The sequence below is a fragment of the Novosphingobium sp. FG137 genome (assembly GCF_057809735.1).
In genome coordinates this window covers 516,382-538,680 of the sequence record NZ_JBMDKN010000001.1, presented here as the reverse complement: position 1 = coordinate 538,680, position 22,299 = coordinate 516,382, and the positions used below count along the sequence as shown (strand labels likewise).

At 64.6% G+C, this 22,299-nt stretch carries 18 protein-coding genes; 7 read left to right on the top strand and 11 right to left on the bottom strand.

The genetic code is table 11. The features are described 5' to 3' along the window. Positions 1 to 5 precede the first annotated feature (5 nt). Positions 6 to 788 (bottom strand): SDR family oxidoreductase, encoded by a 783-nt coding sequence (locus ACODS2_RS02405; protein WP_488997411.1) that lies wholly within the window; start codon positions 786 to 788, stop codon positions 6 to 8. Between the two features lie 89 nt (positions 789 to 877). Here ACODS2_RS02405 and ACODS2_RS02400 point away from each other — a divergent pair, with 89 nt between their 5' ends. The 3 genes from ACODS2_RS02400 (at position 878) to ACODS2_RS02390 (ending at position 3,017) form a co-directional block, all read left to right on the top strand. Beyond that, a complete protein-coding gene (locus ACODS2_RS02400) occupies positions 878 to 1,342 on the top strand; it encodes a nuclear transport factor 2 family protein (protein ID WP_488997410.1) in 465 nt (154 codons plus the stop codon). Positions 1,343 to 1,479: 137 nt separating this feature from the next. After that, positions 1,480 to 2,223, top strand: a complete 744-nt coding sequence (locus tag ACODS2_RS02395; protein WP_488997409.1) for a glucose 1-dehydrogenase — start codon at positions 1,480 to 1,482, stop codon at positions 2,221 to 2,223. Next, a complete protein-coding gene (locus tag ACODS2_RS02390; RefSeq protein WP_488997408.1) occupies positions 2,223 to 3,017 on the top strand; it encodes a sugar phosphate isomerase/epimerase family protein in 795 nt (264 codons plus the stop codon). Before ACODS2_RS02395 ends, ACODS2_RS02390 begins: the two co-directional genes overlap by 1 nt. On the opposite strand, the gene ACODS2_RS02385 is transcribed toward ACODS2_RS02390, so the two are convergent. The 5 genes from ACODS2_RS02385 to ACODS2_RS02365 all read right to left on the bottom strand — a co-directional run bounded on the left by ACODS2_RS02385 (position 3,014) and on the right by ACODS2_RS02365 (position 8,113). Next, positions 3,014 to 4,618, bottom strand: a complete 1,605-nt coding sequence (locus ACODS2_RS02385) for a S10 family peptidase (protein ID WP_488997407.1) — start codon at positions 4,616 to 4,618, stop codon at positions 3,014 to 3,016. The genes ACODS2_RS02390 and ACODS2_RS02385 overlap by 4 nt on opposite strands. Positions 4,619 to 4,806: 188 nt before the next feature. Continuing rightward, positions 4,807 to 5,739, bottom strand: coding sequence for an SDR family oxidoreductase (locus tag ACODS2_RS02380; RefSeq protein WP_421839570.1), 933 nt, complete (start codon positions 5,737 to 5,739; stop codon positions 4,807 to 4,809). A 68-nt stretch (positions 5,740 to 5,807) separates the two neighbouring features. Next, positions 5,808 to 6,578, bottom strand: a complete 771-nt coding sequence (locus ACODS2_RS02375) for an SDR family NAD(P)-dependent oxidoreductase (RefSeq protein ID WP_298173656.1) — start codon at positions 6,576 to 6,578, stop codon at positions 5,808 to 5,810. Between the two features lie 3 nt (positions 6,579 to 6,581). Then, positions 6,582 to 7,730 carry a thiolase family protein gene (locus ACODS2_RS02370; RefSeq protein WP_298173658.1) on the bottom strand — a complete coding sequence of 383 codons (1,149 nt, stop codon included), beginning with the start codon at positions 7,728 to 7,730 and terminating at the stop codon, positions 6,582 to 6,584. After that, positions 7,727 to 8,113, bottom strand: coding sequence for a Zn-ribbon domain-containing OB-fold protein (locus ACODS2_RS02365; RefSeq protein ID WP_298173661.1), 387 nt, complete (start codon positions 8,111 to 8,113; stop codon positions 7,727 to 7,729). The genes ACODS2_RS02370 and ACODS2_RS02365 overlap by 4 nt, the downstream gene beginning before the upstream one ends. A gap of 187 nt (positions 8,114 to 8,300) precedes the next feature. Here ACODS2_RS02365 and ACODS2_RS02360 point away from each other — a divergent pair, with 187 nt between their 5' ends. From ACODS2_RS02360 to ACODS2_RS02350, 3 genes are all read left to right on the top strand, one after another. After that, positions 8,301 to 9,590: a spinster family MFS transporter gene (locus ACODS2_RS02360; protein WP_488997406.1), complete on the top strand. Its 1,290-nt coding sequence runs from the start codon at positions 8,301 to 8,303 to the stop codon at positions 9,588 to 9,590. Positions 9,591 to 9,622: 32 nt separating this feature from the next. Further along, a complete protein-coding gene (locus ACODS2_RS02355) occupies positions 9,623 to 11,197 on the top strand; it encodes an aromatic ring-hydroxylating oxygenase subunit alpha (RefSeq protein WP_488997405.1) in 1,575 nt (524 codons plus the stop codon). A gap of 279 nt (positions 11,198 to 11,476) precedes the next feature. Next, entirely contained in the window at positions 11,477 to 14,017 is a 2,541-nt protein-coding gene (locus ACODS2_RS02350) for a TonB-dependent receptor (RefSeq protein WP_488997404.1), read from the top strand. A gap of 199 nt (positions 14,018 to 14,216) precedes the next feature. Here the strand turns inward: ACODS2_RS02350 and ACODS2_RS02345 are convergent, their stop codons facing one another. Beyond that, positions 14,217 to 16,370: a molybdopterin-containing oxidoreductase family protein gene (locus tag ACODS2_RS02345; protein WP_488997403.1), complete on the bottom strand. Its 2,154-nt coding sequence runs from the start codon at positions 16,368 to 16,370 to the stop codon at positions 14,217 to 14,219. Between the two features lie 166 nt (positions 16,371 to 16,536). On the opposite strand from ACODS2_RS02345, the gene ACODS2_RS02340 reads away from it, so the two are divergent. Beyond that, positions 16,537 to 17,547: an NADP-dependent oxidoreductase gene (locus ACODS2_RS02340; protein ID WP_488997402.1), complete on the top strand. Its 1,011-nt coding sequence runs from the start codon at positions 16,537 to 16,539 to the stop codon at positions 17,545 to 17,547. A 3-nt stretch (positions 17,548 to 17,550) separates the two neighbouring features. Here the strand turns inward: ACODS2_RS02340 and ACODS2_RS02335 are convergent, their stop codons facing one another. From ACODS2_RS02335 to ACODS2_RS02320, 4 genes are all read right to left on the bottom strand, one after another. Beyond that, complete coding sequence (locus ACODS2_RS02335) at positions 17,551 to 18,354, bottom strand: SDR family NAD(P)-dependent oxidoreductase (protein WP_488997902.1); 804 nt, start codon at positions 18,352 to 18,354, stop codon at positions 17,551 to 17,553. After that, entirely contained in the window at positions 18,354 to 19,781 is a 1,428-nt protein-coding gene (locus tag ACODS2_RS02330; protein WP_488997401.1) for an aromatic ring-hydroxylating oxygenase subunit alpha, read from the bottom strand. Before ACODS2_RS02330 ends, ACODS2_RS02335 begins: the two co-directional genes overlap by 1 nt. A 186-nt stretch (positions 19,782 to 19,967) precedes the next feature. Next, entirely contained in the window at positions 19,968 to 20,396 is a 429-nt protein-coding gene (locus ACODS2_RS02325; RefSeq protein WP_421839581.1) for a GFA family protein, read from the bottom strand. A 57-nt stretch (positions 20,397 to 20,453) separates the two neighbouring features. After that, a complete protein-coding gene (locus ACODS2_RS02320) occupies positions 20,454 to 22,211 on the bottom strand; it encodes a class I adenylate-forming enzyme family protein (RefSeq protein WP_488997400.1) in 1,758 nt (585 codons plus the stop codon). Positions 22,212 to 22,299 lie beyond the last annotated feature (88 nt).

Sequence of the window (22,299 nt, the reverse complement as noted above, 5' to 3'; positions counted from 1 at the left end):
AGTGATCAGGCGTTACCCGCGATCACCGATTTCGCGTCATCCACGCGGATCGCCGCGCCGTTGATGAACTTGCTTTCGTCCGATGCGAGAAACACCACCGTGTAGGCGATGTCGTCGGGCTCGCCGAGCTTGGTGATCGGGCCGCCATTCAGCGCCTCTTCCGCCCCGCGCATGAGCGCCGCCTGCCGGCCGACCTCGATCACCATCGGCGTCAGGATGCCCGCCGGGTGGATCGAGTTGCAGCGGATGTTGTAGCCTTGGCGCGCACAATGCACTGCCACCGCCCGCGTCAGCCCCTCTACCGCGCCTTTTGCTGCGCAATAAGCGGCCACTGCGCTTTCGCCCTGCACCGATGCGATCGAGGCCATGTTGATGATCGAGCCGCCGCCAGAACCGCCATTGTTCTCCTTCATCACCCGCACCGCGTGCTGGCAGCCGAACCAGGTGCCGTCCGCGCTCACCGCCATGATGAAACGGTAGTCCTTCTCGGTCTGCGTCTCGATATCGCCGAGTTCGACCACGCCGGCATTGTTCACCAGCACATCGAGCTTGCCGTGCCGCGCCACGACATCGTCCACGAGCGCCTTCCATTCTGCATCGTGGCGCACGTCGAGGTAGCGGAACTCGGCCATTTCGCCGATCTCGGCCGCGACGCGCTCGCCATTCTCGCGGTCCACATCGGTCAGGATCACCCGCGCACCCTCGCGCACGAACATGCGCGCGTCTGCCTCGCCGAGGCCCTTAGCCGCGCCCGTGATGATCGCAACTTTTCCAGCTAGCCTGCCCATAACGCTGCGTTCCTCTCAATTATGCAAGTTCCCACCAATTCACCCCGGATGCTAGGCAGACGTTACTAGCAAAAGAGAGGGGCGAGGCCGTGCCAGTGACGACAGAGGAACTGCTGGCACGCGAGGAAGTGCGCGATCTGCTGCACCGCTATTGCAAGGGAATCGACCGGAAAGACTGGACTCTGGTCCGCTCGTGCTTCGCTGATGACCATGTCCATCGCCACTCCACCTTCGTCGGATCGCCGGACGAGTTTATCGGTTTTGCCAGTGCCGTACTGGGCACGATCCCCGCGACGCACCACACCATCGGCAACGTCCACTTCACCTTTGCGCCCGATGGCCTGAGCGTGGAGACCGAAGCCAACTTCGTCGCCTACCACTTCATCGAGGCCGGCCATTTGGAAGGCACCCCCGTGCCGACCCACGGCAAAGCGACCGACTGGATCGTCGCGGGCCGCTACTGCGACCGCATGGAAAAGCGCGACGGGCGCTGGATCATCGTGGCGCGGCAGGCATATCACGATTGGGAACGGGTCGAGCCGGCGAATGTGTGAAAACCCCCACCGATTCCCAGCCCCGCTCACCCTGAGCCTGTCGAAGGGTGCTGACGCGACGGTCGGGCATGATGCTTCGACAGGCTCAGCATGAGCGGTTTGGGGTTTGATCAGGTTTTTGAAAAGAGGATGAAACTATGCGACTGAACGGCAAGACCGCCCTCATCACCGGCGGCTCCTCTGGTCTAGGTGCCGCCATGGCTGCGCGCTTTGTCGCTGAAGGCGCTTCCGTCGTGATCGCCGATATCGATGACGCTGGTGGCGAAGCGCTCGCCGCGCAGCTCGGTGCAAACGCGCGCTACATCCACCTTGATGTCACGCAGGAAGCCGATTGGGCCGCGGCAGTCGACAGCATCGGAACGCTGGATTGCGTCATCAACAACGCCGGCATCACCACCGCCGGTAATATCGAGCAGGTCACACTCGAACAGTTCCGCCACGAGTTCGAGATCGATGTCGTCGGCGTGTTCCTCGGCTGCAAGTATGCCGTCGCCAAGATGAAGGGGACCGGCGGCGGCTCGATCATCAACATGTCCTCGCTCGCCGGGATCAAGGCAACCGCTGATCTTGTGGCCTACAACGGAGCGAAAGCGGCCGTCGCCATCATGACCAAATCCGTCGCCGCGCACTGCGGCAAGAGCGGCTACGGCATTCGCTGCAACTCGATCCACCCCGGCGTGATCCGCACCCCGATCCTCGACAAGGTGCTGGCGCAGGTCCCCAATCCAGACGAGGTCTACGCCGGCTGGGTCGCCGTCCACCCCATCGGCCGCATCGGCACGCCCGAGGAGATCGCTGCTATCGCGGTCTACCTCGCTTCCGACGAATCCACCTTCACCACCGGCGCCGAATTCCGCATCGACGGAGGAAGCTCGATCTGATGAACCCGATCTCCTTCGCCTCGGGCATCGTCCCCGAATTCGGCCCCGTTGAGACCATTCGCGCCGCTGCCGCTGGCGGCTTCGACATGACCGGCCTCTGGGTCGAGCCCGGCGATTGGACCGATACGAAGACGCGGGAGGCCCGCGCCGCATTGGCGGATACGGGCCTCCCGCTGCTCGACGTCGAGGTGATCTGGATCCAGCCCGGCAGCGACATGGCGCTCCACAAGAAGGTCATCGATGTCGGCGCGGAATTGGGCGCACGGAATGTCCTGTGCGTCTCCTCCGATCCCGACATGGCGCAAACCGCCGCGCGCCTCCAAGAACTCTGCGTCCACGCCGAAGGCTCTGGCATGCGTGTCGCGCTGGAGTTCGGCATCTTCACGGAAGTAAAGACGCTCGCGATGGCGCTCAGCGTGCTGGACGAGGTCGGCCACCCGCTGCGGGCGCTTCTGATCGATCCGATCCACGTTGACCGCTCCTTGAGCCCCGTCGCTGATCTTGCAAAGGTTCCGCGCGAACTCCTGCCCTACGCGCAGTTCTGCGACGCACCCGCCCAGCGCCCCGATCCGGCAGACTTCGGCGCGATCATCACCGATGCCATCGACCTCAGGCAGCAATGCGGAGAAGGCGCGCTCCCGCTGGCCGCGATGTACCAGGCATTCCCGCCCGGCATCCCGCTCAGCATCGAACTGCGCTCCAAGGCCCTGCGCGAAGCCTGCCCTGATCCCGCCGACCGCGCCAAGGTGGTCGTGGCGGCAACCCGCCGCTGGCTGGCCGCCAACGCTGACTAGTTCCCGCGCCCCTTCACAAACGCTGCCACGTCGTCATGCAGCGCCTTCAGCGAATCCTCGTGCGCATAGACCATGTGGCCTGACGGGTAGTATTTGTACGAGATGTTCCCCCGCAGCTCTTCCGGAACGGCCAAGTGCCGCATCTGGAAGCGCCCTTCGAAGTAGGGCGTTGCCGTATCGTAATAGCCGCCCAGCACCAGCACGCGCAGCGAGGGATTGGTCTTCAGGGAAAAGGCCAGATCGGGCAGCACGTTTGCCGCGCCTTCCACCGCGTATCCGGCGCCCGGCGGGGTGTGCTTGAGGTCCCAGTCACCGACGTTTGCGAAGAGCTTGAACGCCTTGCCCGCGCCATAGCGCAGCGTGCCGCGCGCATAATCGTTGAAGGCCGAGACATAGGCTGAACTGATCGCGGTCGATTGGGGGTCATACTCCGCCTCGCGGCTCAGCACATCGAGGCTCGGCCCGGTAAAGCGCGTATCGAGCCGACCGAGGGTCTGTCCGGCATCGTCGTTCAGATTGCGGTTGAACTGGCCCAGATTGACCCTGAGGTTCGAGCGCAGAATATATGCCACCGGAAGGCCGGTATAGCGCGACAGCTTCTCCGCAATCGCCTGCTTGCGCGTCGCAGGAAGGTCATTCCCCTCGATCAGCGCGGCCGCATATTCGCCGGTGGCAAAGCGCTCTGCCTCCGCCAGAAACGGCTCGAGCTGCGCGGGGCGCCCGCCCGGCACCCGGTTGTGATACCAGGCTGTCGCCGCATAGGTCGGCAGCGTCACCACGTAAGGCAGGTCATTGCCGGGATTCCACTGCGGCGCATCCGCCCAGAAATCGAACGCAAGCGTCACCGAAAGCAGCATGATGCCGTTGAGATCGACCGAATCCGACGCCTGCAGCCGCGCCGCCAAGGCCACCGCGCGCGGCGTGCCATAGCTCTCGCCGAAGAGATAGCGCGGCGAATTCCAGCGCTGGTACTTACTCAGGAACTGCTTGATGAACTCGGCAAAGGCATGGACGTCCTGATCGATGCCGTAAAACGCCTTCTCCTTGTCCTTCCCCGCGATCCGGCTGAACCCCGCCCCCGGCGCATCGATGAACACGAGGTCCGCCACATCGAGCGGGCTCTCGCCGTTGTCGACCACGCGGTAGGGCGCAGGCGGCGTATGGCTGCCGTCCGCCGTCACCACCCGGCGTGGCCCGAAGGCGCCCATGTGGAGCCACACGGTGGACGAACCCGGACCGCCATTGAACACGAACAGGAGCGGGCGATCCGCGGCGGGAGCGCCTTTCTTGAAATAGGCGGTGTAGAACATCGAGGCTTCGGCGGGTGCCTCGTCCCCAACCGCTTCGGCCTTGGGCTTTGCCGCATCGTCCCAGCCCTTGGCATGGACCACGAGCGTGCCTGCCACCGCCTTGTAGTCGATCCGCGCGCCGTGAACGGTGACGGACCCTTCGCTCGACACTTCGTCCGGCTCGAACAATGCAGAAGGCGCGGCCTTCGCCGCCTCGGCCGGCTTCGCCGCATCTGCGGGCTTTTCCGCCGCCAGTGCCGCCGTGCTCAGACCCAATGCCAAAGCCAGCGCAGAAATCCCCAGCAACCGCATGAAACGCCTCATTCGCAAACAAAAAACCGGCGCAGGTGGTCGCACCGCGCCGGTTTCTTGTCCAGCCTCTACACCGGAATATCCCACCCCCCACCGCTCATGCTGAGCTTGTCGAAGCATCCACCGCGACGGCCGCGCCAGCACCCTTCGACAAGCTCAGGGCGAGCGGGTTTGGGAGTGGTGCGGAACTACCCCGCCGATGGCCGGTGCGCCGTATCCGACCAATCCTGCCGCGCCACCCACTGGGCCAGCGTTTCGAGCTCTACGCCCGGCAGGCGCTCCATCATCGCTTCGGTATTCACCTCGAAGGGCTTGGTCGGCGCGTTGTTGTTGTAGTTGTAGAAGGCCGCGATCCCCGCCGAGAACGGCTTGCGCTCCGCCTCCGCCATTGAATCGCCCAGCGCGGCCACCAGCAGGTCGCCGAATTCCTCAGGGGTGCAGGGATCGTACTTCACCGTGTAGCCGAAGTGGTCCGAAAGGATCTGCGCGACCTGCGGCGGCAGCAGGCGCTCCGGCCCGCCGATGTTCATCCAGGTGCCTTCCATGTCCGGCCGGTCCATCGCGTGGATCATGATCTTGGCCACATCATCGAGGCTGATCCAGTTCGCGCCCAACGTCGGCTTGTGCGGATAGACGTAGCGGCGCTCGTGCATGATGAAGGGCCGCGCCCAGTTGGTCAGCAGGTTGTCCATGAACAGCACCGAGCCAAACACCGTGGCCGGCACGCCTGAGCGGAACAGCGCGTTGATGCCCGCCGTGTTGCCGGCATAGGTGAAGGCATCGCCGGGCTTGTCCGGGATCCAGCTCGACGTGTTCCACACGAAGCGCTTGGCATCGACTTCCTTTGCCGCCTCACCGATCCAGCCGGCGAGTTCGGCGCGCGAATCCCGCAGTTGCAGCGGGTGGTTGTAGAACACAGCGTCCGAACCCTCGAGCGCCTTGGTGTAGGTCGACCGGTCATAGAGATCGATCACCCGCGTCTCGATATCGGCGTTGGTCGGCCCGAGATCGGGCTTCTCGTTGCGCGAAAGTGCGCGGACCTGATGACCTGCGGCGACAAGCTGGCGCACCTGCGCCAGTCCCTGCCGGCCGGTTGCGCCCACGACGGATACCAGAGCCATTTCGCATCTCTCCTCTTTGGGTAGAAGCTGCCCGGCTCTCTGGCCCGATGCAGCCGGAATTTCTGGACCTAGCTGCGGATTGCGCTGGCCCCGTCGACATTGAGGTCGGTCCCGCTGGTGAAACTCGAATCCTCGCAAGACAGGAACAGGATCGCGCGGGCCACTTCGTCCGGCTCGCCCACGCGGCCCATCGGGTGCGCGGAGGCCATCACGGCCTCGATCTGCTCAGGGGTCGCGCCGCCGGCGTTGAGATAGCGGTTGTACATCGGCGTGCGGATCGCGCCGGGATGCACGGTGTTGGCGCGGATCTTCAGCCCTCGCTCGGCGCAATCGAGCGCCACGGTCTTCGTAAGGTGCGTCACCCCAGCCTTGGACGCGCAATAGGCGGCCATGCCCCCCGCTGCGCGGTGCGCGAGCATCGAGCCGATGTTGACGATGGTGGCAGGTTCATCGGATGCCGCCAGCGCCGGAAGCGCGGCACGGCAGCCGTAGAAGCTGCCCGTGAGGTTGATATCGATATGGCGGTGCCAGCTGTCGAGATCGACATCGACAGTGTTCCCCGGCTCTGAAATCCCTGCGATATTGCACAGTGTCGTCAGCTTGCCGAAGCGCGCCAAGGTTGCCGCCACGGCAGCTTCCCATTGCCCCAGATCGCGCACATCAAGCTGCACCGCATCGGCATTGGGGCCGAGCGTCGCGGCATGGGCCTTGGCCTTGTCGAGCTGCAGGTCGCCCAGCATCACGCTGCCGCCCTCGGCCACGAAGAGCGCCGCAACCGTGCCGCCAATACCTTCCGCGCCGCCCGAAATCAGGGCGACCTTGCCAGTCATCTTCCCCATGCGTCAGCGCTCCAGGATGCAGACACCGGACAGGCCGGGTGCGCCGTAGACATGGCTGTAGGCGGCCTTCGGATTGTTCGGCACCTGCCGCCCGCCGCCACGTCCGCGCAGCTGCACGGTGTTTTCATAGACCTGACGCAGGCCCGAAGCGCCGATGGGTTCACCGCAGGCAAGGCAGCCGCCGTCGGTGTTGACCGGCAGGGTGCCGGTCACCTCGGTGCGGCCCTCGCGCAGCCACTGCTCCTGATCGCCATCCTTGCAGAAGCCGTTTTCGGCCATGTGCATGATCTCGGCGCCGGATTCGGTATCCTGCAGCTGGGCGACCGAAATGTCCTCCGGCCCGATGCCCGCCTGCTCGAACGCCGCCTTGGACGCGAGGATCGTGGGCTTGCCGCCATTCTCGATATCGACCGAGGGCGCAAACACCTCGAACGAACCCGGTGGGCGCGTGCGGACGGCAACGCTGGCGATTTTCACCGCATCCGCGCCCAGTTCGCGCACCTTCTTGCCGCTCGCCAGGATCAGCGCCACCGCGCCTTCTGCGGGCGCGCAGAACATGTATTTGGTCAGCGGGTCATTCACCATCGGCGAATTCAGGATCGTCTCCAGATCAACCGGCGAACGGCGCCAGGCGTGATCGGCATGGACGCCGTTGCGGAACGCCTTTTCGGCCACGCGGCCCAGCGTTTCGCGGCTGATCCCGTAGAGCTGCATGTAGCGCTGGATCTTCAGCGCAAAGAACTGCGTCGTCAGCATCATACCGGTCTGGCCGTACCATTCGGGCAGGCCGTAATCGCGCGGCTTGGCATTGAACGCGCCGCGCGGGTGCTTGTCGAAGCCCACTGCGAGCGCGACGTCGAACTCGCCCGCTGCGATGGCGTTGCGCGCCGAAGCCAGCGCGGAGCCGCCCGTTGCGCAGCCGTTGGCGACGTTGATGAACGGCAGGCCGGTCAGGCCCAGTTCGTTGACCATGATGTCCGCGCTGCCCGCCGCGGCCGAACCGCCATAGGCGCAGCCCACGTCGGTCCATTCGATCCCGGCATCGGCCATCGCCTGCCGCACGGCAAAAACGCCCTGATCGCGCCCCGAACGACCATCAGTGCGGCCGAAGGGGTGAATGCCAGCCCCGATGATATAGACGTCTTCCATCACGCTTTCTCCGGACGAAACGCATAAGTTGCGCGGGTCGCATCAAACGGCGCGACGACGAATTCCATCGGCATGCCGAGCTTCAGGTCCTCGAGCACGCAATCGACGATGCGGGTCTCGACGATCACCTCGCCGGGCAATTCGACATAGCCGAGGAGGTAGGGCTGGAACGGTTCCGGGCCCTCAAAGGGTTCCTTGGGCTGGAAATCCTGCCGGGTCCACGACCACAGCGTGCCCTTGCGCGAAAGCCGCCAGGGCTCGACGCCCTCTGCTGCATCGCCGCTGGGATAGGGAAACACGATCTTGCCCGAAGGCAGCCGTCCGCCAATCAGCGCGGGTTCCGCCTCGTTGGTCCACAAGTTTTCCGCAATGGGCTCAAGCTGCACTATATTGCCTTTCCCGCTGGGTCGGACCGGTTGTCCCAAGGTCCCGTTGTTCCGAGCATCGTGGCACCAAATCCCGGGACCGACGATCATTGAAAATGGTAGGCAGGCCGCACGCCCCTCCCCCTTTGTGTTAGTCGCCCCCGGCCCCGCGAATGCCTAGCCCTGTTGCAAAGAAGGAGCGGGCGTCTTGGGAGAGCATCGCCACTACCGCCATTTCGTGCTCGCCGTGATCACCTTCGGCGGCATGCTCAACATCGCCGACCGGCTGATCCTTTCGATCATGCTCGAAGACATCAAGCATGCCTTCACGCTGACGGACACGCAAATCGGCCTGATCACCGGCTTCGCCTTCACCGTGCTCTACGTCGTCTGCGGGCTCCCCATCGCCTGGCTGGCGGACCGGATGAGCCGGCCGCTGATCATCGCGGTGTCGATCGCCTCGTGGAGCCTGATGACCGCGCTGTGCGGCACGGCGACCGGTTTCTGGACCTTCTTCCTTGCGCGGATGGGCGTGGGCATCGGCGAATCCGGCAGCGGCCCCGCCGGCACCTCGCTCCTCACGCAGACCTTCAAGGGCCACGAGCTTGGCCGCGCGATGGGCATCTATTTCCTCGGCCCCACACTCGGCACCGCCGCCGGGCTGATCCTCGGCGGCGTACTGGCCCATGCGGTCGGCTGGCGGATGACCTTCATGCTGCTCGGCATCCCCGGCATCCTGTTCGCGCTGTTCGTCTTCTTCACGGTCAAGGAACCCGGCGGCCGCCCGATCCCGCCCAAAGTCGGCCTTGCCGAGGGACTTGCCGCTTGGTCCACCGGGGTGCGCGAACTCCTTGCCAACCGCGTGTTCCTTGCCGCCTCGCTCGCCTTCGGCTGCATGATCGTGACGGGCTATGTCTTCGCCACCTGGCTCGCCGCGATCATGCTGCGGGGGTTTCCGGTCTCCACCGCCGATGTCGGGTTCTATCTTGGACTTGCTTTCGTGCTGGGCGGCATTCCCGGCCCGGTGCTGGGCGGCTACCTGACCGACTGGCTGGTCCGGCGCGATGCCCGCTGGCGCGCCTGGCTCCCGGCCATCGCCACGCTGGGCTGCCTGCCGTTCTACCTCGCGGCGCTCATGAGCACACAGTTCTGGGCCTTCCTTGGCCTGTTCTCGTGCGGCTATCTCGTGTTCCTAGTCGCCCAGGCACCCACCGTCTCGCTGATCCAGCTTGCCGTGCGCCCGGATGAGCGCGCGATGGCGATGGCGGTCGCGATGATCTTCAACAACCTCATCGGACAAGCGCTCGGCCTCTTCCTCGTCGGCTTTGCCAGCACCAGCCTCACCCCCATGTTCGGCACCAAGGCACTCACCTGGGCGGTGATCGGCGTGAGCACCGCCTTCGCCATCCCTGCCGTGCTGTTCTATCTCATCGCCGCTGGCGGCATTGCGCGGGGTCCCCTCAAAATGATCAATGGCCCCGACTCCCCGCAAGCGTAGACTGACGCCCAAGTCCAAGGGAGAGCGGACAAATGGTTGAAACCAAGACCGGACACGACCGCACCGCCGGCGTGACCTACAACGATGTGATCAAGGCGGACACCGTTCCGCCGCCAGCCGTCTACCTGGAAGATTCGCCCTATCCCGGCGGCGTGACCAAGGTCCCCACGCACCGCTACTGGACCAAGGAAGAGCACGAACGCGAAGTCGAGCGGCTGTGGAAGCGCGTGTGGCAGATGGCCTGCCATGAGGACGACATCCCCAATGTCGGCGATACCTATGTCTACGAGATCGCCGGGTTATCCTTCATCATCGTGCGCAATGCCCCTGGTGATGGTCCGGGCGCGGTCAAGGCCTTCCCCAACGCCTGCCTCCACCGCGGCCGGCAATTGTGTGAGGCGCACAAGAAGGGCCTCAAGGTCCTGCGCTGCCCGTTCCACGGCTGGTCGTGGCATCTCGATGGCCAGCTCAAGGAAGTGCCCAGCCACTGGGATTTCCCCTCGGTCACCGAAGAGGAATACTCGCTCCCCGCGATCTCCGTCGGCCACTGGGGCGGCTTCGTGTTCATCAATCCGGACCCAAACGCGGAACCGCTCGCCGATTTCCTCGGCGATATCGACCGCCACTTCTCGTTGCCGTTCAAGCGCCGCTACAAGGCCGCGCACATGGTCAAGCGTCTGCCGTGCAACTGGAAAGTGGCGCAGGAAGCCTTCATGGAATCCTACCACGTCGTCGGCACGCACCCGGAACTGCTGCCGATGTTCCTCGATACCGGCTCGAAGTACGATGTGTGGCCCAATATCTCGCGCGCGATGTCCGCCTCGGGCCCACCAAGCGCGCACACCGATCTTGATGCGCCCGATCCATCCGCCTTCCCGGAGGGCCAGGCGTTCACCAGCTTCCGCCATCCCCTCAGCGGCCACGTCTACCGCCGCATCGAGGAAAACCGGGTCGAAGTGACCCGCCCGGATGGCAAGACCGGCCTGTTCGACATGACCGGCGCCCACGTCGAAGGCGAAGTCGTCAGCGCCGACGCGCACATGTGCAACTGGATCGGCGGCAAGATCGCGCCGGGTGACGAGAACATGCCCACCCGCTTCGCCTCGGCCTCGACCGAGGACTTCCGCGCCGATGCCGCGCGCGACCGGCGCGAGCTCATGCGCCCGCAATGGGGCGATGCGATCGATCAGTTCAGCGATGCCGACATGATCGACGCGATCTTCTATTCGGTCTTCCCCAACCTCCACCCCTGGGCGGATTTCAACCCGATCTTCTACCGCTTCCGGCCGGACGGCGACAATCCCGAGCAGTCGCTGCACGAGGTGATGTACATGGTGCAGGTGCCCGAGGGCGCCGAGCGACCGGCACCCGCCAAATGCACTTTCCTCGATCTGGAGGACGACTACACCAAGGCCACCGAGTTCGGCAGCTACCTCAACAAGATCTTCAACCAGGACGGGCTCAACCATGCTGCGGTGCAGAAGGGCCTGCACAATCATCCCAAGGGCGAGGTGATTTTCGCGAGCTATCAGGAAAGCAAGATCCGCGATTTCCACAACAAGCTCAATCTCTGGCTCGACAGCGAAACTCCGCCCAGAAGCCGATAAGAATTAAACCGGGGTCTCCTCTTTTTGCACGGAGGAGACCCGATTGTGCGCCTGGTCTGAGCGCCGAAAAAGCGGTTCGCCGAGGTCTTTCAAACCCTGCCTGACCCTACGGAATCGCTGCGTTTTTGCGGTCACACCGCGCACAAAAAGCAACACTTCGTCACCCTTTTTGATAGTTGCTGTTCGCCCCCCGCACCCTAGCCTAGCATTTGGGATTGTGGGCGCAAAATCACGCAAAAACAGCACGATAAACGCCTACTGAAAGTTGGGAGGATTGCTATGGGGTTGAGGACAAACGCGTCGCTGTTTCGCGTCGCGCTTTTTGCAGGTGTTGCGGCAACGTCGCTGGCGCTGCCAGGATTGGCGCACGCGGCTGATGCTGCGGCGGCAGAAGCAACCGGCGGTGCCACCGTCGATGATGGCAACGCGATCACGGTTATCGCGCGCAAGTCCACGGAAACGCTGCAGAACGTGCCGGTGACGATCACCGCGATTACCGCCGATGCGATCAACCGTGATCAGGCGACCAAGGCCGAAGCGCTCGGCACGCACGTTCCCACGCTCAACATCTACTCGGGCGGCTCGGGTTCGGGCGGCTCGATCGCGCTGCGCGGCGTTGGCTCCTCGGCAATTTCCGCCGCGTTCGACTCTGCCGTCGCGCTCGATATGGACGGCATCCAGCTCTCCTCGATGCGCCTCCTCCAGGCCGGCTTCTTCGACATCAAGCAGGTCGACGTGATGAAGGGCCCGCAGACGCTCTACTTCGGCAAGAGCGCCACCGCAGGCGTGCTCGGCCTGCGCTCGAACGATCCCACCAAGCAGTGGGAAGTGGGCGGCAAGGCCAGCTATGAATTCGTCGAGGACGGCTATGTCATCGGTGGGTACATTTCCGGTCCGATCACCCCGACACTCGGCATCCGCGTCGCTGCGCAGTACAACGATATCTCGAAGTACACTCAGATCCAGCCGGGCATTCCGGCCAAGATCCGCAACCGCGGCATGCGCGATTTCAACAGCCGGTTGACCCTGCAATGGGATCCCTCGAGCGCGTTCACCGCGAACCTCAAGGTGAACTACATCACCAACCGCAACGATGGCGCCATCGGCCACCAGGACATCGATTGCGGCAAGAACGGCCGTGCTGACGAAGTCGTGCTGCTGGGCGGCGCCGTCGCAATCCCTTCGGGCGCGAACTGCAACATCGGCGACCGCTACTATGCGATCAGCGATCCCTCGCCCACGCAGGCCGGTGGCTATCCCACTGGCAGCGCCGCGGGTGATGGCCGGTATCCGGGCCACCCGTTTGGCCAGACCGATATCTGGCTCACGCGCCTGCGCATGGACCTTGATGTGACCGACAACCTCAAGCTGAGCTCGGTGACCGGCTACTTCAATATCAACTCGGTCGATTCCGATACCTACAGCTCGGTCGGCGTCGGTCCCGCGTTCAATCCGAACGGCGTTCCGCTCAATCTGATCGCGCCGCGCCTTGCCGCCGTGAACACCCCGGGCTCGGCCCAGGGCTTCGGTTCGAGCGACCCGCTCAACGCCACCAAGCAGTGGACCCAGGAAATCCGCCTGACCAGCAGCTTCGATGGTCCGTTCAACTTCATGGTTGGCGGTTTCTACGAACACCGCAACATCGACTTCAACACCTCGCAGCAGGGTGTGAACATCTCGATCATCGCGGCTGATCCGATCACCGGCAGCTCGTTCGACTGGTACAAGAAGCACCACACCACCACGAAGGCCTACTCGCTCTTCGCCAGCGGCAACTACAAGCTGACCGAACAGCTCGAACTTTCGGGCGGCGTGCGCTGGACCAAGGAAGACAAGGTCAACACGATCTCCGTGCCCTATGTCCATGCCTTCCTTTCGGCGACCCCGGCGTTCATCAGCAGCGGCTTCTTCTCGGGCCCGATCCCGTTCAAGGATCACAACGTCTCGCCGGAAGTCACGCTGCGCTACAAGGCGAGCGACGACCTCAACATCTATGCCGCCTACAAGACCGGCTACAAGTCGGGCGGCATCGACAACAGCGCGCTGCCTTCGAACAGCCTGCTCGGCTTCAACAACCCGGCCACCCGTGATGCCGTGGCGCAGGGCCTGATCTTCAGGTCAGAGCGCGCCAAGGGCGGCGAGCTTGGCGTGAAGTCGCAGATGGCGGGCCGCACGATCACCCTCAACGGCTCGCTGTTCTACTATGTGTTCAGCGATATCCAGCTGCAGGTGTTCGATGCGACCAAGGTCCAGTTCAAGACGTTCAACGCCTCGGAACTGACCACCAAGGGTGTCGATATCGACTTCTCGTGGCGGACCCCGGTCGAGGGGCTGCGCTTGAACGGTGCGCTCGCCTACACCAAGGCGACCTTCACCAAGCCGCTGGCTTCGGCGATCGACGGATCGCCGCTCCAGGGCCGTGCAGCTTCGCGCGCGCCGGAATGGGCAGGCAACGTCGGGTTCGACTATAACGTGCCGGTCAGCGACTCGCTTCAAATCGGCACTCACTCGAACCTCGCGTTCTCGAGCAGCTACTACACCGACACGACAAGCGTGAACGATCCGATCCAGAAGGGCTGGGCAACCATCGACGGCAGCCTCTCGATCGGCGATCCGGACGGCAAGTGGAAGCTGTCGCTGGTGGGCATCAACATCACCGACAAGCGCTTCGTCCAGTCGAGCGGCGCGCGTCCGTTCCTCGCCGGCCCCGGCGGGCTCGGCACTCCGGGTTCAGCAACTTACGTGCCGCAGGGCGACGACCGCAACGTGCTGCTTAACCGCGGCCGCCAGGTCTTCGTGGAAGCCAGCTTCAAGTTCTGATTTCCACACATCGGAACGAAAAGAGGAAAGGCCGTCCCGGGAAACCGGGGCGGCCTTTTTCTGTTTGGGGTTGGCCGGGTCAGCGCAATGGGGCTCTGGATTCCCGCCTTCGCGGGAATGACGAGAATTATGTCAAAGACAGTTCGTCGTCCCCGCGCAGGCGGGGATCCAGAGCGGCAAACGCGGCGTTAAAATGCCGTCAGGCAGCCACCACCCGCACCGGGATCGCACTCTGCAGCACCATGCCGGTGATCGGATCGGCATCTTCGGCATCATCGATCAGGCGGTTGGTCGAAGCGCCAACCGTCATCACGTCGTCCTTGCCGGAATCATCGTTGCCCCAGGCGTGCGACATCGAGATCACCCCGCGCCGCACTTTGTCGCTGGCGCTGGCCACCGCATGGATCGAGGCAACGCGGGAGGCAATCTCGATCACCGCGCCGTCCTCGACGCCAAGCTCAGCCAAGTCCTCCGGATTGAAGTAGGCCGGGTTGGTCGGCATCTTCTTCTTGAGGAACTCCGAGATGTGCCCGTTGCTGTTGTAGCGGTGCTTGGACCGGCGCGAGATCAGGCGGAAATCGAAGCCGTCCGCTTCGGGCCGCTGCGCCGCATAACCTGCAAACGCCGCCGGCATTTCACCTGCGCCCAGCTGGAACCGGTTTGCTGCATCGGGATCGGCAGGTTCGATCACCGCATGCGCCTCGGGATAGAACATCGCCCCGCCCGGGGTTGCGCTCGCCAGCGAATCCGCGCGCGCCTTGCTCGGCTTGACGAGGCAGCCGTGCGAGATGAGGTCGAGCATGGTCATCTTGTCGGGCACCGCGTCCATCGAGCAGGGACCGCCCGGCAGCTTGAGTTCCAGCCCCAGATGCTTGGCGAGCCACCACAGCATCTCGTACTCGTCCATCGTGTCGCCCGGCGCCGGCACCATCGCCTCGCCGTAATGCGCATAAGGCTCCTCGCAGAACGGCTGCGAGACATTGTTGATATCCTCACGCTCAAGGCACATCGAAGGCGCCAGGATGACGTCGGCGCGCTTGGCGCTGGCCGACATATAGGGATCCACCTGGACAAACATCTCCAGCGTTTCGAGCGCCTTGCGCACCTTGCGCTGGTTGGGGAAGGCGATCTCCGGATTGCCGCCGATCGAGATCAGCACCTTGATCTGGCCTTCGCCGGGAGTGAGGATCTCGTCCGCCAGCACCGGACAGGGCATTTCCTGCCCCAGCTTGCCGATCCCCCGGATGCGCGACTGGGCAAAGCCTTCGCCGAACATCGGCATCGGCGGCGCGACTTGCGCCTTCTTCGGCCCAGCGGCAAAGGGCATGAACACCATCGGGTTCGCCACTTTGTCCCCCGCCTGGTTGAACCGCGCGCAAACCACATTCAGCGCAGTCACGAGGTACTCGGTCAGCGTGCCGCGCCCGGCCATCTCCGGCCCTGTCCCCGTCACCACCCGGCCCTTGGCGGCGCGGGCGAACATGCGGGCTGCCGCCACGATCTGCTCCGCCGGAACCCCGGCGCGCGTTTCGGCGAGCTCGGGCGTGAAGTCCTTCACCGCGTCCGCCAGCGCGTCGAACCCGTCGACGTGCGCCGCCACGAAGTTGCGGTCGTAGAGCCCCTCCTTGATGATCACGTGCAGCATGCCGCCCAGCAGCGCCGGGTCTTCGCCCGGCTTCACCTGCAGGTAGAGATCGGCGAGGTTACCGGTGTCGCTCTGGCGCGGATCGGCCACGATCACCTTCATTCCCCGCGCCTTGGCATCGCGCAGGCGCCGCGATGGCGAGAACGGCGGAACCCCGCCGCTCGGCGTGTAGTGCGAGACGAGCGGATTGTTGCCGACGAACATGACGACGTCGGATTCCTCGAAGTTGTTCGGCCCGCCCATCCACTGGCCGTAGCGCGCCGTGGTGAAGACCTTCGCGGGCTGATCAACCGTCACGCTGGTATAGTAGTTGCGCGTGCCGATCGCCTCGGCCAGCGCGTAGGACGTGCCGAGTACCGCGCTGTTCTGGAACGCATTGGTGCCGCAATAGAGCGCCACGGCATGTGGGCCATGCTCAGCGATCACGGCGCGGATCTTGTCGGCCACCAGCTTGAGCGCCTCGGCGGTCGAAGTCTCCACGAACTCCCCGCCCTTGACGCCGTCCTTGCGCACCAATGGCCGCAGGTGCCGCTCTGGCAAGTTGTGCATCTCGGGCATCTGGCGGCCCTTCACGCACGTATAGCCATTGAACAGCGGGTTCTCGGGATCGCCCCGCACCGCCGTGACCTTGTCGCCCTCAATATCGACCAGCATGGCGCAGCTGGCATGGCAGAAGCGGCAGAAGGTACGCAGGGTCTTATCGGCCAAGACACGTCTCCCAGTATTTTGAGTGCGGAGGCTATCGGCATTCCTGCCCCCGGCCCACTGATGAAAGAGAGGGGGCCAAAGAACAGAGGCGCCGCTCATTTCCGCCAGTGGCCTTAGGGGCGAAAGGCGGGCTTGATGCACGGCAGCCCCAGCCGAAGGACACCGAATGAGCACCGCAAACCGCCACTGGATCCTCGCCCACCGCCCTGTCGGCAATGCTTATGCCGAAGCCTTCGCGCTGGAGACCGAAACGCTGCCCGCGCTTGGCGAGGGCCAGATTCTCGTCGCGAACAAGGTGCTCTCGATGGACAGCGGCACCCGCATGTACATGACCGACCGCGAGGATAGCTACCAGCCCGGCACGCCGCTTGGCGCCAAGCTGATCGGCACGGTGCTGGGCGTAGTCGTGGACAGCCGCCACCCCGAGTACAAGGCGGGAGACCGCGTGCGCTGCTACGGCCAGTGGGCGGACTTTTCGGTGGTTGAGCCGGATGCGACCTATTGCACCACACTGGACGACGCGCATGACGACCTGAAAGAGTATGTCGGCATCTACGGCGCCAACGGCTGGACAGCCTGGGTCGGCGTCGTCGAAACTGGCGCAGTGAAGGCGGGCGAGACGTTCGTAGTGTCCGCTGCGGCGGGCTGCACCGGGCTCATGGCCGGCCAGATCGCCAAGGCGCGCGGCTGCCGCGTGATCGGCATCGCCGGGGGCGCGGCGAAATGCGCGTTGCTCACGCAGGAATACGGCTTCGACAGCGCGATCGACTACAAGTCGGCCAATGTCGAAACCGAACTCGCGCGGCTCTGCCCCGATGGCATCGACGTCTATTTCGACAACGTCGGCGGCGAAATCCTCGATGCGGCGCTCGCCAATATGGCGCTGTTCGGCCGCGTCGCGGTCTGCGGGCTCATCACCAACTATATCGCCCAAGGCCCCGTGCCCGGTCCCTACCGCTTCGATCAGGTGTTGATGAAGCGCCTGCGCATCGAAGGCTTCTTCTCGCCGGACTTTTACGTCCGCGAGCCTGAATTCAATCCGCAGCTCGCCCGCCTTGCCGCCGCCAGCCAGCTGCGCCTGCCCTTCGAAGTCAGCCACGGCCTCGAGGAAACCCCCGCTGCCTTCACCAAGCTCTTCACCGGCGCGAACATCGGCAAGGTGGTGGTGGAGCTTTAAGCACTACTGCGCGGTCCACCCGCCATCGACGACAAGTTCCGCACCCGTCACGTAGCTCGCATCGTCCGACGCGAGAAAGGCGATGGCGGGCGCGATCTCGTCCGGTTCGGCGATGCGGCCCATCGGTGTGCTCGCGCCCAGACCCTCCATCAGCGCCTCGACCGAGGTGCCCATGCCTTTTTCCACCCACCCCGCCATGCCTTCCTCAAGCAGCCGCGTGCGCACGAAGCCGGGGTGCACGGAGTTGACGCGGATCGGCATGCGCTTCTGCGCAAACTCGATCGCCACCGCCTTGCAGAACAAGCGCACCGCGCCCTTGGAGGTGTTGTAGGCCGAGGCATCAGCGATGCCGACGATCCCCATGATCGAACTGATCGCGATGACCGAAGCGCCGCCGCGCGTGGTCCGCCCGGTCTCTTCCATCAGCGGCGTGCAGTGCTTCACGCCGAGGAACAGCCCGTCGACATTGACCGCCATGACGCGGTGCCAATCAGCCAGGCTGATCTCCTCGACCCGCGAAGTGCAGTCGGTCCCGGCATTGGCGACCAGCACATCGAGCCGGCCATGATCGGCACGAACCTGCGCCGCGACCGCCTGCCAGTCCGCCTCCTGCGTCACATTGAGCGGCAGATAATGCGCAGATGGCCCCAACCGGCCGAGCACGGCGACAACTTCCGTCGCGCCGGGATCGGGAAGGTCGGTGAGGACCACTAACGCGCCTTCGGCCAGCAGCCGCTCCACCGCCGCAAAGCCAATGCCGCGCAGCGCGCCCGTCACCAGCGCGACGCGCCCTTCCAGCCTTTGCATCACGCCGTCTTGGGCAGTTCGCCGGAAATGTACTTGTCCATGGTCTTGTGGAACTGGCGGATGCGGGTTTCCTGATAGTGGCCGAGTTCCAGCCGCTTGTTCTTGCTTGCCTTCATGCCCGCCTGCACATGCGGCAGGTTTTCCATGTCCTGATCGAACACCCCGGCCAGCGCCGCACCGATGAGGTGCGAGGCATAGGTGAAGGGCTCGCCATCCGGGATCATGAACATCTCGGGTCCGCGCGCCGGCTTCTTGCCCTTCTGCGCGCGCATCAGGATGCGCACTTCCATCAGGCAGTGATCGGCATCCTTCCACGGCCGCCAGCGATAGACGATGTTCGGCACGAAGCCGCCCCACGGGCTCCAGTTGGGGAAGATATTATAAGTCAGGTTGTCGAGCATCTCGCTGTCCGAAGCCTGCGAGTAATCATGCCCGTTCATCGCCGCGAAGCCTTCGCGGTTGGCCTGCGCCAGCACCTTGCGCGCCAGCAGCGGATCATCCGCATCGAAGCCCATGAGGTCGGTCGGTTCAGCCGCATTGCGGCGGCCGCGCCCGTCGCCCGCGCCAAGGAACTCGGCCAGCTTGTTGATCACATAAAGCTGATCCTTGCCCTTGAGGTGGGGCGAAAGCGTGCCATTGGGCGTGATCGCCCGGTTCATGTGATCGCCGTAGAGATCGTAGCGCGTGTTGGCATCTGCGGTGAACGGCAGGATCTGCGGATGCGTGACGACCGAGTGCCAGGCTTCCATGAACGCCTCGGACACGGCCTTCCAGTTGGCCGGCACCACCTTTGCCACCCATGCGCCAGTGGTGCATTCATCCAGCCGCCAGTTGTCGTAGTGCTCGACACCGGGGCCGATCCACTCACGGAAGCCGGGCAGATCGTGGTTCTCGGTGATGAGGATGAAGCCCTGCCAGCGCTCGACCTTCAGTTCGGGGAGCGAGAGGTCCTTGTCCTCAAGGTGCTTGAAATCCCATGCGCAGGGAATTTCCTTGAGGCTGCCATCGTTGTTCCAGGTGAAGCCGTGGAACGGGCAGCGCAGATTGATCGCGCGCCCGCTTTCCAGCCGCAGCTTGCGTCCACGGTGGAGGCACACGTTGTAGAACGCGCGCACGCCGCCGTCAGGCTGCCGGATCAGCAGGAACGACTTGTCGCCGATCTCGTAGACCACCGTGTCGCCGGGTTCGGGCATATCCTCCTCGCGCGCGGCGAACTGCCACACGTTGGGCCACATCTTCTCGTCTTCCAGCGCCATGAAGGCGGGGCTGGTGTAGCGATCCGGATCGAGTGGTTCGTCGCCCAGTTCCTGCGTCGATTCCATCACGAGGTAATCGGGCGCGGGCCGCGTATCGACGGCCAGCATGTCGGTATAGGTGATCCCCGGGCAGCGGTCGGAGCGGTCGATCTGGGGGTCAATATCAGCCATGACGTGTCCTGGTTTTGAAGCGCGTCAAGTGGGCGGGTCGAGTATCACCAGACGCAAAAATCTTGCACGACAAACATATTGCCATGCTGACGCCCTCCAACAAGCTGGCGCATTGAATAGGAGCGCAAAAAAGCCCCCATCCGCCGCGTGTTTGCGCGGGGCGGATGGAAAATCGGCGCGCCCGACCTATTGCTTTTCGAGCAGCGCCGCGCCTTCGGGCAGCGTCACCCAGTTCTGCTTGCTCGCCGTCCAGAAATGGACGGTGGGCGCCAGCTCGTCGGGATTGTCCAGCGTGCCCGCCTTGATGAAGATCATCCCCTGCGCCATCCCGTCCGGCGTTTCACTGAATACGGGCGAGCCGCATGTGCCGCAGAACTTGCGCATCACCGGGTTGCCGGATTCGCTGCCGTCCTCATAAGTGGTAAGCTCGCCCGAACGCTCCAGCGCGGCGAACGGCACGGCGACCAGCACCGAAAACGCCGTGCCCGCCTGCTTCTGGCAATGGCGGCAGTGGCACACGCCCGTCAGCAGCGGCGGCCAGGCGGTTTCATAGCGCACCGCTCCGCACAGGCATCCGCCCGAACGCCGTTCGCCTGTCGTTTCTGCCTCGCTCATCATCCCGTCTCCCCAATTCCTGTCATACCCATCGCACAGCCTTCAGCCCGCGCCATCTCACGTTTCTGCCAGCCCGGAAGCCGTCAGCATGGCCTTGAGCTCCTTCTTCAGGATCTTGCCGTTGGCGTTGCGCGGCAGGGTCTCAGCCGTGAAGGCGATCCGCACCGGCACCTTGAAACCCGCCAGCCGTGCTGCCACGAAAGCCTTGAGTTCGTCCTCGCTCGCTGCCGCTCCCGGCGCGAGATAGACCACGGCTGCCGGTTCCTCCCCCAAAGTGCGGTGCGGAATGCCGACCAGCGCCGCGTCGGTCACCGCGGGATGCTCGTAGAGCACGTTCTCGACCTCGATCGAGTAGATGTTCTCGCCGCCGCGGATGATCACGTCCTTGGCGCGGTCGACGATCGTGCAGAAGCCCTCGTCATCCAGCTTCGCAAGGTCGCCGGTGCGCACCCAGCCATCAACGAAGGTCTGCGCGGTCGCCTCGGGCCGGTTCCAGTAGCCCGCCACGATCATCGGCCCGCTCGCCCAGAGTTCACCCACGCTGTTCGGCGGCAGGACCGTCACCCCGTCGTCGCCGCGGATTTCGAGGCTGGCGACCGGCGCTGGCGGGCCGCAACTGGAGGGCCGGTTGAGGTAGTCCTCAGCCATGTGGTGGGTCACCGTGGCGCTGGTTTCGGTCATGCCCCAGCCGTTGCCGGGAAGCGCGCCGAAGGTCTGCCAGATCGCCGAGACCAGCTCGGGAGCGGAAGGCGCGCCGCCATAGGAGATCGCCTCAAGGGTGGAGAGGTCGAACTTGTGCCGTTCTGGATGCTCGATCAGCTGCCAGGCGATGAACGGTACGCCGCCGGTCATCGAAACGCGCTCCTGCTCGATCAGGCGCATCGCCTCCAGCGTATCCCACTTGTGGAGCAGCACGAGGCGGCTGCCGCCCGCGAGCGAGCCCATCAAGGTCGCCGAAAAGGCCGTGGCGTGGAAGAAGGGCACCGCCAGCAGGATCACGCGTGAGCGCGGTTCGGGCAATCCTTCGCCGCGCCGCCTTGCCGATTGCGCGGCGCTCCACGCGCTCGTCATGATATTGGTCGTGAGGTTGCGATGCGTACCAAGCGCGCCCTTGGGCCTGCCGGTGGTGCCGCTGGTATAGAATATGCCGGCGGGATCATCGCTGGCGATCTCAGCCGGGGGCAGTTCCGCATCGGCCAGCGCGGACCAACTGCCAGGCGCGCCAAGCGTGTCCTCCAGTCGCTCGGCACCTTCGCCAGCCCCGCGCGATACGACCACGTTCTGCAGCGGCAACCCCTCGGCGTGGGGAGCGATCCGCGCCCAGCGATCGGCATCGGCGATTAGCAACCGCGAGCCGCTGTCCTCCAGCGCAAAGGCCAGTTCCTCGCCCGTCCACCACGCATTGAGCGGCACGATGATCGCCCCGAGCGCACAGACGGCCATGAACGCCACCGGCCATTCCGGCAGATTGCGCATGGCCAGCGCCACCCGGTCGCCCTTGCCCACGCCGCGCGCGGCCAGCGCCGACATGAGCGCCGCGACTGCGCGGTGAAAGGCATCGAAGCTCACGCGTTCTTCGCCGTAGACAAGGAAATCGGCCGGGCCATGCGTCCGCGCCGCCGCCATGACGCCGCGCAGATCGGGCAGCGCATTCTTCCATACCCGCGTCGGCACGCCCCGGATCGTGACGGTTTCCATCTCGAACGGCATGCCCGGCGCGCAGAGTTCGGCGCGGATTTCCGGCAGCGTATGCACGGGCCAGCCGGCGGGAATCGCGGGAAGTGTGCCTGTTGGTTCTGGGCTCGGTTCGGTCATGGCATCCTCATGGGCATCGCTCGTATCGGCGGCACCTGCTTGCGGCGAGACTAGAGCCGCGCCCGGTTTGCAGCAAGGGCCCCGAAAG